This is a genomic window from Brenneria sp. g21c3 (assembly GCF_040240345.1).
Taxonomy (GTDB): Bacteria; Pseudomonadota; Gammaproteobacteria; order Enterobacterales; family Enterobacteriaceae; genus Brenneria.
Genome location: NZ_JBEIAB010000035.1, coordinates 1 through 10,730 on the forward strand (window position 1 = coordinate 1; position 10,730 = coordinate 10,730).

The window sequence follows — 10,730 nt, forward strand, 5'->3', positions numbered from 1 at the left end:
TGGATATTACAGTGCACTAAGACCGCACGAATATAATGGTGGGTTACCACCAAACGAATCGGAAAACCGATACTGGAAAAACTCTAACGCGGTGGCCAGTTTTTGTTGACCACTACAGTATAGCCGGTCCAACTGCAACCTTATAAGGTTTCAATACTTCATAAGTAGATAGTGGTTTTTCTAACGTATGATTTGGAAGGGCTCGCCCTTCAAACGAGGATCCTGCTGGTGACAAGAAAGTCCCTGTATCACGGAAACCACTTCCATCAGTCCACCCACCATAACGATTCACCTTAGTTCCAGGCATGAGAGTTTTTTTAGTTGAAATAACAAAACCACGATTAGGCGGCCAAGCACCATTTCCCATGAATTTCTCTAACGCGGCCCAATCTTGCTTTTTCCATAAAGCGTATGCCTTGGCTGCTTCAGTTCTGGAAGCAAACTGCCGTTTATTTGATTTTGCCTGGAAATCATTCCAACTGTTCTTACATGACAACCCCAACGGGTCGATCCAAGTCAGCGCATTCGGCGCATACTGGTAAAGGTTTAATCCACCAAGTAGCCCAATCGGATCAGGATAAGCAATCTGCCCATCCTCGGGATCGTACTCAGGGCCTTTAAAGAAATCATTTCCACCTAAAGGACTACGAGGTTCAAGTTCCTTGACGCCAGTTATTCTTCAAACTTTAAACCCTCCTGATAATGAATCTTTATTAAGTCCCATATCCCTCTCAATAGCCCTGGCTCTCGCTCTGGTTATTGTGATTTCTTTTGCATTACCCGCATGAGGGAAATAATAGGTCGCTAATTAATTAATCTCAAAGGTTCAAGCTACCATAATGTGTTACACGGGAAGTCCAGAATTAATGTTATTTTTTATAGGGTTTGGAACCATCCCATAGTTGTTCAGCTAACCCGGAAATACGTTCTTCCTCAACCAGTCTATCCCGCCATACTTTCGGGATTCCAGAGTAGCCATACAGAGCCCCTGCAATTTGTCCAGCCGTGGCTGCGACGCTATCGGCATCGTCAGCCAGATTTGCAGCCAATAAAATAGCATCATGAAAATTCGATGTATTCCAAACAGCCCACAACGCTGCTTCAAGCGTGTCAATCACATATCCGCTAGAGCGAATATGTTCCCGGGTTTTATTTTTGTAAATTCCCGCATTAATTAGCGCTGTTCTGGCATTCAAAGGGCAAGTTTTTGTTGCCAGGGCCTCAGATTTTTCCGCGCCATTAAGTAAATGATGCAGTATCATTCCCAGCAGACGGCAGCAGTCCATAGACTCTATCGCTCCATGAGTGGCCTTACCTTGTAATTCAGATTGTGCCAGGGTATGTAGTAAAGAATGACGATGAAAAATAGCAGCAGGAGCCAGACGTATTATTGCCGCGTTTCCAGCTGTGTGCGCATCATTATTGCCGAACCACTCATCCCCATGTTGCAGGTAAGCGTCCAGCGCGTGACGAGTTGCATTGCCGATATCAAAACAAATGCCATTCGAACTGTTTGTACCATAGTGATACCAGTTCACTAAACGATTTCTAAAATCGGTCACGTTTAGATCATGGCAGTATACGTAAGTTTCGGCCAGGCAAAGCGCCATAGACGTATCATCTGTCCATTCCCCCGCTTTAAGTTGGAATGGACCACCGCCAATCATATCATCGACGTATTTTTGGTCGCGAGGTAAAAACTCAAGCGTGGTGCCAACTGCATCACCTGCCGCAAGGCCGACAAGAGAGCCTTTCGCTCTGTCCAGTAATTTTTCTTCACTCAGCTGCGGCCCGACGGAATGTAGCCAGTCTGGTAAATCGGACGGTTCGCTAAGCCACCGATTATAATCCAGGTGCAGACCACATTCTTCCTGAAAAGCCTGATGATAACCATCAGGTATTACGTATGGGTAATTCTCATGAATAAAATTTTTTAAAGAGGAAACATCTGTATGCAAATCTAACAAAATAACCTCCAACTAGATAGCGTGTATGGTGTGGACTCTGGTCGAACATAACCAGACATACTAAAAAAACATATCAGTGTCAGACCGTACTAAATGATATGAGTTGATAAATATCTAATACGAGTCATCTATGAAATTAAATCATCAGCACCATTACCTTTCATTAGTAAATCATAAAGACTATTAGAGATGAAAACAGCATCCTCAATATCAAGATTTTTGAATCCTACTTTATATAGACCATAACCATCACCTTCTGTTGCATAAAATATTACCTGACCCCTTTCGTCATCACCTATGGCTATTGCATCAGGAATATATTTTTGAATATGGTAAGATTCATTCATCTCAATACATCCTTCAGCGCCCATATTCTAATATATGACTCGCTTTGTACTAAAATTTTAGCTTCTGAAACTTGAGATATAAAAAATGTACTCTTCAGGAATATCTTTTTCTGAGAAAAAATCTCGCATTTTTTTATTTCTTCATCCGAAGAACCTGGATTTTCAACTTCCAATTTGAAGCCTTCATGAAGTTTCGATATATTAACCCCCATATAAACTATATCCTGTTATAAGGAACCTTTAACTTACATTAATGCGCCATCAATATAAAATGTTCGGCGCATACTGGTTCAGGGCGGTGCCTCTAATTAGTTGAATCTGATGTATAATGCTCGCTTTTTGAGATTCTCGAATGGCCAGTGTTCATGTTCGTTGCCCCGGTATCAGCCCGCTTAGGTTTATCGCCATGTTCAGACCCCTAAGGGACACGACAGATTCCGCTGTCGTGATTGCCATCGCGTGTTTCAGCTTACCTACCGCTATGAAGCGCGAAAGCCGGGAGTCAAAGAGCAAATCGTCGATATGGCCTTCAACGGCGCTGGCGTTCGTGATACAGCCAGAACCCTGAAAATCGGTATGATAACGAGAGATGACTGGGGCAGTTATGCCAGAGAGGTGCCGAAGGAGAACCATCTGACCGGCAAAATATTTACTCAGCGCATTGAACGTAACAACCTGACGCTGAGAACCCGAATAAAAGGCTCGCCCGGCGAACCCTCTGCTTCTCGCGCTCTGTAGAACTACACGAAAAGGTCATTGGCATCTTGATCGAAAAATTCATGTTCTACTAATTGGACGCATTACCTGTTTCGGTATGACAAAATTTCTAATAAAATATTTTAGCATGGCAATTCTATTAAATATTGACGGAGTCGTTTAATTAACTCGGGATCATCTAGGCAATCTAAAGGACGGATATTTTCAAGCGTTTTTACTTTTCGCTCCATCCATTCAAGCCCTCCTTTTAACCCTATTTTCCCATTTATAACAATAGCCATGTCGCGTGCACCGTTCATTTTTTCTGTTAAAATATCCACATCTGTATTGGAATATACCCCATCAAAGGATTTAACAAGGTCATTCCATGCATTATCACTAATGTAATCCAATTCTAATCCCATATTAAAACCGTCAAAATGATATTAAGTTTGTACCCGTCGGCTTACGGGCAGAAGGTGTGGCCATTATACCAGAAGAAATTTCAGGCCGTTACTGTGAAGATATTCGGTAAAGTAAAACCTGAGTCGGTGGGAAATTGCTGGTTCTTCCGAAGCCTTAAAATGGAATGCATAATGGATTGTTGATTCGCAAATTCTAACGAAGCTATAAGCGCGATAACGAATTACACCACGGGATATTATAGCCAACTCAGCCCCCATCAATATAATGGCAGTTTGACGCCGAATGGATCAGAACAATTTTCTTGAAAAACTCTAAAGCTGTGGTCAGTTTTTGTTGACCCCTACAAAGAGCCTTCCTTTGGACTTTCTTACTGCAAGAACGTGGTACCCTGATTCACCAACTACCATACATTTCGGCAACCCTACGGAACGATCCAACTGAGCGGATTCGGCGCATAAGCGTACGGGTTCAACCCCCCGTCAGTCCTATCGGGTCATAGGGACGATCCCTACACCGTCATCTTTTTTAACGCGTCTAGCTCTCTGATATAGATAGCTTTTTAAAGAACGTTTTTTACAGTATTAACCGCATCTTAACCCACAGGCCCCGACGCGCACTTTTGGCCCGTACACGCTACCGCCGCACCGTGACTTTTCCTGTCTGCACGTCCCGCATCATAACAACACGCCGTACCGCTGGCATTACCTGTTTTTATTACGTCAACCCGTGACGGGGCCGCACAATACGTCAGCGGTAGGCCGCCCCGGATTTCCTGCAACAGCCGGAAGCCCTCCCAGATAAAACGGGGGGTGACTGGTTTTCCCTGCGGCTCCCCGTGCTGCGTCTGCCAGCGGGTCTTGCTGATGCGCCGCTCCAGCGAGTCATAGCGGAAGCTGACGTGAACCTGCGGCGCATTGTGGTGCCGGAGGCCAGCACCACCGCGTAAAGCTTCCCTTGGTCGGTGAGAATTTCCGTGCCGCCTTTTACCGCCTGCAACTGATTGACTATCCCGATAGATTACTTTCTTGGAAAATCAGTTGCTCTATAAAAATTATTATTTATGGGATGAAAGCTCCCATCTTCTGCGCCAGCGTCGGTATATAGAGAAAAATCATCTCTGCTGATTTTAAATCTAAATAAAGTTATTGATGTGTTAGGGTCTCCTCCGCAAATTGCATAGCGTTTATTTTCCCTGACAGTAACAATATAATATTCATTATCTGATGTTTCATCGTAATCATAAGCTAGGCAGTGGTCTCGTAATGTTGTTAGCTTATTATCACGAATGGCTCTATTTACAGATAAAATAGATTTATTTTCAATGTCTTGTGTTTTTTCTGATGCATGTATGCCTATAGGCGACTCAGATTCGACAATAGCGCTGTAACTCAGCGTGTTAATACTCAAAAACATAATGCATGTCAATACGGTAAATTTAATCTTACATAACATATTTCATCGCCTTTAATCGAATTCTGTTAAGTTTTGAGAAGTGATTATTTTTTTCAGACTTTTTGCATAGTTAGAATCTGTAGCATACCCTGCTTTGGCAATTTTATCGATAAAATCATTAGGGCTATCAACGGAATCAAATGCTGCTTTATATCGCGGGTTGGTTTTTAAAAAACGCCCATAATCATCTGTGGATTCAGCGAAATCATTGTATGAACGAAAACTATCGGTGATTGATATCCTTTTGCCATTTATTACTTCTGATGTTTTAAATGACACACTAGTTTCCGAAGTGGATTTTCCTTTAATCCCAAGCCAGGCGTTGTTTTTTACATGTTGTCCCCATCCTGTTTCTTGAGCAGATTGCGCCAATGTTACAGAAACAGGAATCCCCCAGTCCTGATTTACCTTTTTTGCAGATTCTAAATTAGAACCAATAAATTTCTGAATATGTGCAGGTCGAGGTTTTAAAGTGTCATTTTCTTATCGGCAGTGGAGGATTTGGTTTTGGGGCCAGCAGACTTTTTCCCTCTCTGCGCCTGTTGCTTGACCGCTGGTGGAGATATGGCCGTCGCCTTCCACAAACAGGTTAAAGCCGGTACCCACCAGATTGATCTGTCCGCTCGCCTGAAGTTCGATGGCGCTTTTGCCGCACACCAGCCGCAGCATGGTGCCGGAGGCCAGTTCGTACTTTTCCACCACCGCGTCAAGTTTCCCTTGGCCGGTGAGAATTTCCGTGCCGCCTTTTACCGCCTGTAACTGATTGGCTTCCACGCGGTGGCGCTCGTTTTTGCGCACGTAATGGCTGTGGTTGCTGCCGATGGAGCGGGTAGCGTCATTCTATTCACTAATTTTCAGATAGATAAACTTTTATTGCTGAGACCATACTCCTTTTGCATGCAAAATAATTTTATTGTTAGATATTATCATTAAGCTGTTGTCTATTTTGCTTAGCAAGTATTTTGTTTCTTTGTTTTCAAATCTATAGCTTAAAATTTCACAATTATTATTACAGCTTTCTCTTATGGAAATTCCTGATAAATTCAATGTTGAACCATCTGATTTTCTTTTCCCTTCATATGTAAAACTATTACAAGTGTAAATATTGTTATTGCAATCTGGTGATATTTTTACCAGGTACTTATCTGTTTCAAAATATGAAACGTGTTCGAGGGGGGAGGTTTGATTTCTATTTTTTTTACAAAACTCATATCCTCAAATCTTGATGCCCAATTCTTGATATCATTTTGAATGGCTTCAGAACTAGCAACATTAGTTCGATATTGAATTGTTTCGTTACGTGGGGTTACCCATGCAGTATATAGTCTACCATCGGGATAAATTACAAATGCAGAAGCATTATATAAATAAAGATCTTTCAACCATCCTTCAACAAATAGGCCGTGATCTGCCAATTTATGGGGTTCCCCATAAACATCAAAGTTAGATATAAATGCATTGTAATCTTCTTTAAGTAAGTTTTTTAATAGAATTTTAATTTCACTATTTTCTGATATTTTTGAAACTTCATCTAACGTGTCGTATTTTGATAATTTATCAATTTCCTGTGCGAAAATTGGTGTATTGCACGTGAGGAAGAAAAATAAAATAGCATAAATAAATTTTTTCATAACTTGCTAGCCATCCTATAACTCAATTAGATAGTTTTAAAAACTCTTTTGCTTCTTTGGCATGTCTTTTCTGTAAGCCATCACCATAATGATCCCACCAGTTATATGTTTTTCCTCCCTTGCTGGTACTTGAATCTCCATATATTTTTATATCATATGCAACTCGGGCTTCTTTTAGCGACTCCTGAAAATCCTTAGCATCCATAGATTCAATATAGTTAATTGCTTGTGGTGTAAGTTTAGCTGATTTTACAATATTTCCAGATTCCATGGAATTTAAGATGGCTTGCGCGCCACCCACACCACGCATATGAGCAAGGGACATTACGGCCGCTTGCTTTCCTGGATCGGTAAAGTTAAGCGCTCCCGCGTTGCTTGCGCTTTCGCTCATGTATTTTTTTACGAGCGCGAATTCTTGCTCGCTTCTTACTCCATACGTATTTCTTGCTGCAAGAATTTCGCCATAAGCAGGGCCATTTCCTTTTCTAAAACCATAAACTTCAGGACGATTGCCTTGTTCTTCTTCAATGCCTTCAGGTTTCACTATATATTTCAAGATATTATCATCAATGATTCTAGTCTTGGTTTGCGCTGATGCGCTTGTTTAGGCTGGCTTTGCCTTTTTCCCACTCTGCGCCTGTTGCCTGACCGCTGGTGCGGCGGCGCCTTTATTATTCTCCTTTTCCGGCGAGAAGAGCGCCTCCACCGCCGCATTGATATTCGACTTATGATCCGGTCCCGGTGCGGAAGTTCCCGGTTGTGCGCCGGACGTATTCAGATGCAGCTTGCCGCTGCTGGTGGAGATATGGCCGTCGCCTTCCACATACAGGTTAAAGCCGGTGCCCACCAGATTGATCTGTTTGCTCGCCTGAAGTTCGATGGCGCTTTTGCCGCACACCAGCAGCCGCATGGTGCCGGAGGCCAGCACCACCGCGTCAAGCTTCCCTTGGCCGGTGAGAATTTCCGTGCCGCCTTTTACCGCCTGCAACTGATTGGCTTCCACGCGGTGGCACTCGTTTTTGCGCACGTAATGGCTGTGGTTGCTGCCGATGGAGCGGGTAGCGTCATTTTTCACGCTCACGTCCATATTCCGCTCGGCATGCAGCCACACCTATTCTTCGCCAGCCTTGTCCTCAAAGCGCAGGGCGTTGGCGTTGTCCGGCGAGCCGTCTTTCGAACGGCTCATAAAGCCCATCTGCGTAGCGGCGGCCGGCAGCGCCCACGGCGGCATGCTGGCTTCGTTATAGACGCGGCCGGTGATAATCGGGCGGTCGGGGTCGCCGTTGATAAAGTCAGTCACCACTTCATTGCCGACGCGCGGTATCTGTACGCCGCCAAATCCCTGGCCCGCCCAGGCGCTGGAGACCCGCACCCAGCAGGCGCTGGTGTCGTCGCCCTTGGCCAGCCGGTCCCAGTGGAATTTGACCTTGACCCGGCCGTATTTGTCGGTCCAGATGGATTCGCCTTCGGGCCCCACCACTTTTGCCGTCTGCGGCCCGTAGGTGCGCGGCCAGAGGGTGACCTTGCCGTGAGGTAGCGGTTGGCGAGCAGGGGCTGGGTGGGCAGAGTGAAGGTAACGGGCTGGCCGAGCAACTGGCTGCGGTCGATACGGGCGTCGGTGCCGAGGAGGGGGAGGGCAAAAGAAAAGGATTCGGACAACGCTTCGCTGCCGTCGAGCTTCCAGAAAAGCAGGCCCTCCACGGGCAACTGTGCGGTGATACGGTTGAGCATAGTGTTCAATCCATGTAAGTGGAGAATGTCGGCGTTCTACTTGGTTGATACAACACATTGAAAAAGAAATTAGGAAAATCCAGATTCCCTTGTGTTTTTTATGTTTAATAAATGGTAAACAGGCTTGATGGGTCAGATACTGTGGCCAACGTTAGCTGACCACGAAAAGGCCGGGTGAAAAAAACTTGGCGACGTAAGTATGGATACATGCTTACAAACCAGACTCTCTTATCTTGAGTAAATACTGACGTCACCGGAAAATCATAGCTATTATTAACGTCCATAAAAATCCCGTAAACTTAGTAAGTTGTACCCAGCCATATGCCGTAAAAAATCAGTATGCTCCCCGCGGAGACAAAACATTTTGCAAGTATCAAAAGCGCCGGGCCAAAATTGTTTGAAAGGGATGATAATTTTGCATAATTTTCAGCGGTATTATGCTGCTGATGGAAGTCCAGCATTCTGCTGAACATGGTGCAAAGCATTACCACGAGGAACTTCATTGCCCATACAGCTAGAAGAGACGTTGAGAGGATAAGCGTTACATATTTTGCAGTGGGTAGGGATATGACTGGCCATACAGTCAGAATGCTTTTTAACACCAGACTGAATGCAGCAGTAACTATAAATATTCTAAAGAGTTTTAACATAAAATGTAACCATTCTCTTTTATTAAAATTGTCTTTTCCATTCCAGATATAGACTAATGTAATTGCCCAGAAAGTGATAAATCCCAGCCATGCCATAATGTTTTAGTTTCCATGCAGTTTTGTTGGTTGACAATGTCCTGGCAGAGCAGGGTCTCTTTTGATTAAAGAATAAAGATCATTCAAACTTGATTTCCATATATGTTCCTGCTGTTTTTGTATTGTTTTATCTATATATTCTTTTTTTACCTCCTCCGTTAACTCTTCTTTTTCATACGGTGGTTCAAAATTTTTCATGGACTTAACATTGACTATAAATTCACCGATCACCATTTCTCCTTCTACCTTAACTTTTTTACCGTCATCATCCAGGATGATATAAGAATTCGTTCCGGTTATTTTCATTTTAATCCTCAGTTATCATCCCGTTATTAGCAAGCGGATTTTTGAGTTAATCCCCATAAGGAAATAAAAATGGAATATTCTTCTGGATGCATTTCAGACCGAGAGGGTCGATCCAACTGAGTGGATTCGGACCGCAAGCATAGAGGTTAATACCACCTTCCAGCCCTATCGGATCCTGACTAACAAACCTCCCCGCATCCGCATCATAGTAGCGAAACAGGTTATAGTGCAACCCGGTTTCCGCATCAAAATACCGCCCCTGATAGCGCAGCGGCTGGTGTACCGGCGTCTCGCGTCTTTCCTCCACCCGCCGCCCGAAAGCGTCGTAGCCGTAAGTCGCGCGCTGTCGCATGTTGTTGCGTTGCGTTTCCGCCTCGCTTAATTGGTGCCGATCGCTTTACCGGTTTTTATCTATTTATTCATCAGATTATTAACTTCATCACTGGTTAGATTAAAAATTTCTATAGTATTATTTTTTATATTCAAATCATAATCACTATTTAATTTAATTAACCATTTATAAAAGTCCAAAAAATATCCTTCATTGTCTTTTGTCACTTCCATAAATCCATTATCCATATGAGATAATTCTAATGATTCTATAAGATTAAAAAATATCTTTTTATTTTCGATCAGATCATTCTTTTCAACCTGCATTAACATTTTTATTAAAAATAATTCATCTGATATATTCATTATTGTTGGCATATCAGAGAGTCTTGACTCTATCTCACTGATTTTCATTTCATCTCCTTAGAATGGAGAACCATCAAGAGGAATGTGAGCACCATTTGGAGCAGACTTGAACGTTCCCCATGAACCATCCGTTCTAACCACCTCTTTTGTAGAGATATTTCTAATGCTGGGCGTTGGACCTTGCGCGGCATTTGATGTTGGGAATTTAGCTGCTGCTGCCGGATTTTCTCCATGGATCATTTCTCTATGTATTAGGCACCCCATTTTGGTTGGCCCACGCTTCTATATCTGCATGGTTTATTCTGCCATTATTCACTAATTCAGAAGGGTCAGTAGGACGCCGAGTGAAACGACCTGTTTCGCTATCACGCCACCGTCTCGGTTTTTGATCAAAATGGCAACCTGCGAGCCCCAGAGGGTCAATCCAAGTGAGTGGATTTTTGACATACGCATAAAGGTTAAGACCACCTAAGCCCTATCGGACCAAGTGCAACACTCCATCCGATATTAGGGTCGTACTACCGGTTCTTATAGTAAGTAACCTTCATAACGTCGTCATAGTGTAAGAAATTGCTTACGCTACCGGCATATTTCTTTATGGCATTCGCATCAAACTGTAGTGGTCAACAAAAACTGGCCACCGCGTTAGAGTTTTTCCAGTATCGGTTTTCCGATTCGTTTGGTGGTAACCCACCATTATATTCGTGCGGTCTTAGTGCACTGTAATATCCA

The 10,730-nt window shown here is 43.4% G+C and carries 10 protein-coding genes and 6 pseudogenes; 2 read left to right on the forward strand and 14 right to left on the reverse strand.

Going from position 1 to position 10,730, the window contains the following annotated elements:
- Positions 1–112: 112 nt before the first annotated feature.
- From ABRZ28_RS23950 to ABRZ28_RS23965, 3 genes and pseudogenes are all read right to left on the reverse strand, one after another.
- A pseudogene (locus tag ABRZ28_RS23950) lies at positions 113–607 on the reverse strand (glycohydrolase toxin TNT-related protein); the annotation flags it as partial.
- 262 nt (positions 608–869) lie between these two features.
- Positions 870–1,970 carry an ADP-ribosylarginine hydrolase Tri1 gene (gene tri1 / locus ABRZ28_RS23960; RefSeq protein WP_442878745.1) on the reverse strand — a complete coding sequence of 367 codons (1,101 nt, stop codon included), beginning with the start codon at positions 1,968–1,970 and terminating at the stop codon, positions 870–872.
- Between the two features lie 125 nt (positions 1,971–2,095).
- Complete coding sequence (locus tag ABRZ28_RS23965; RefSeq protein ID WP_330521849.1) at positions 2,096–2,314, reverse strand: hypothetical protein; 219 nt, start codon at positions 2,312–2,314, stop codon at positions 2,096–2,098.
- A 352-nt stretch (positions 2,315–2,666) separates the two neighbouring features.
- On the opposite strand from ABRZ28_RS23965, the pseudogene ABRZ28_RS23970 reads away from it, so the two are divergent.
- Positions 2,667–3,105: pseudogene (locus ABRZ28_RS23970) on the forward strand (IS1 family transposase).
- 48 nt (positions 3,106–3,153) lie between these two features.
- Here ABRZ28_RS23970 and ABRZ28_RS23975 read toward each other — a convergent pair.
- Complete coding sequence (locus tag ABRZ28_RS23975) at positions 3,154–3,435, reverse strand: hypothetical protein (RefSeq protein ID WP_330521850.1); 282 nt, start codon at positions 3,433–3,435, stop codon at positions 3,154–3,156.
- Positions 3,436–3,564: 129 nt separating this feature from the next.
- On the opposite strand from ABRZ28_RS23975, the pseudogene ABRZ28_RS23980 reads away from it, so the two are divergent.
- Positions 3,565–3,741, forward strand: a pseudogene (locus ABRZ28_RS23980) (IS3 family transposase); the annotation flags it as partial.
- A 712-nt stretch (positions 3,742–4,453) separates the two neighbouring features.
- Here ABRZ28_RS23980 and ABRZ28_RS23985 read toward each other — a convergent pair.
- The 10 genes and pseudogenes from ABRZ28_RS23985 to ABRZ28_RS24030 form a co-directional block, all read right to left on the reverse strand.
- Positions 4,454–4,888, reverse strand: coding sequence for a hypothetical protein (locus tag ABRZ28_RS23985; RefSeq protein WP_330521851.1), 435 nt, complete (start codon positions 4,886–4,888; stop codon positions 4,454–4,456).
- A gap of 12 nt (positions 4,889–4,900) precedes the next feature.
- Positions 4,901–5,338, reverse strand: a complete 438-nt coding sequence (locus ABRZ28_RS23990; RefSeq protein WP_330521856.1) for a glycoside hydrolase family 73 protein — start codon at positions 5,336–5,338, stop codon at positions 4,901–4,903.
- Between the two features lie 96 nt (positions 5,339–5,434).
- Positions 5,435–5,728 (reverse strand): annotated as a pseudogene (locus ABRZ28_RS23995) (type VI secretion system tip protein VgrG); the annotation flags it as partial.
- Between the two features lie 290 nt (positions 5,729–6,018).
- Positions 6,019–6,519, reverse strand: coding sequence for a hypothetical protein (locus tag ABRZ28_RS24000; RefSeq protein WP_330521852.1), 501 nt, complete (start codon positions 6,517–6,519; stop codon positions 6,019–6,021).
- A gap of 22 nt (positions 6,520–6,541) precedes the next feature.
- Positions 6,542–7,075 carry a hypothetical protein gene (locus tag ABRZ28_RS24005; protein WP_330521853.1) on the reverse strand — a complete coding sequence of 178 codons (534 nt, stop codon included), beginning with the start codon at positions 7,073–7,075 and terminating at the stop codon, positions 6,542–6,544.
- A 48-nt stretch (positions 7,076–7,123) separates the two neighbouring features.
- Positions 7,124–8,038, reverse strand: a pseudogene (tssI, locus tag ABRZ28_RS24010) (type VI secretion system tip protein TssI/VgrG); the annotation flags it as partial.
- A gap of 511 nt (positions 8,039–8,549) precedes the next feature.
- Positions 8,550–8,996, reverse strand: a complete 447-nt coding sequence (locus ABRZ28_RS24015; protein WP_319606553.1) for a hypothetical protein — start codon at positions 8,994–8,996, stop codon at positions 8,550–8,552.
- 6 nt (positions 8,997–9,002) lie between these two features.
- The gene (locus tag ABRZ28_RS24020; protein ID WP_330521854.1) at positions 9,003–9,302 is read right to left on the reverse strand and encodes an Imm74 family immunity protein; all 300 of its coding nucleotides are present in this window, start codon (positions 9,300–9,302) and stop codon (positions 9,003–9,005) included.
- Between the two features lie 88 nt (positions 9,303–9,390).
- A pseudogene (locus tag ABRZ28_RS24025) lies at positions 9,391–9,630 on the reverse strand (RHS repeat-associated core domain-containing protein); the annotation flags it as partial.
- An 83-nt stretch (positions 9,631–9,713) separates the two neighbouring features.
- Complete coding sequence (locus ABRZ28_RS24030) at positions 9,714–10,046, reverse strand: hypothetical protein (RefSeq protein WP_330521855.1); 333 nt, start codon at positions 10,044–10,046, stop codon at positions 9,714–9,716.
- Between the last annotated feature and the right edge of the window lie 684 nt (positions 10,047–10,730).

Coding starts and splice junctions, on each gene's coding strand:
- ABRZ28_RS23965 (WP_330521849.1), bottom strand. CDS start 2,314: ATGAATGAATCTTACCATATTCAAAAATATATTCCTGATGCAATAGCC.
- ABRZ28_RS23975 (WP_330521850.1), bottom strand. CDS start 3,435: ATGGGATTAGAATTGGATTACATTAGTGATAATGCATGGAATGACCTT.
- ABRZ28_RS24000 (WP_330521852.1), bottom strand. CDS start 6,519: ATGAAAAAATTTATTTATGCTATTTTATTTTTCTTCCTCACGTGCAAT.
- ABRZ28_RS24015 (WP_319606553.1), bottom strand. CDS start 8,996: ATGGCATGGCTGGGATTTATCACTTTCTGGGCAATTACATTAGTCTAT.
- ABRZ28_RS24030 (WP_330521855.1), bottom strand. CDS start 10,046: ATGAAAATCAGTGAGATAGAGTCAAGACTCTCTGATATGCCAACAATA.
- ABRZ28_RS24020 (WP_330521854.1), bottom strand. CDS start 9,302: ATGAAAATAACCGGAACGAATTCTTATATCATCCTGGATGATGACGGT.
- ABRZ28_RS23985 (WP_330521851.1), bottom strand. CDS start 4,888: ATGTTATGTAAGATTAAATTTACCGTATTGACATGCATTATGTTTTTG.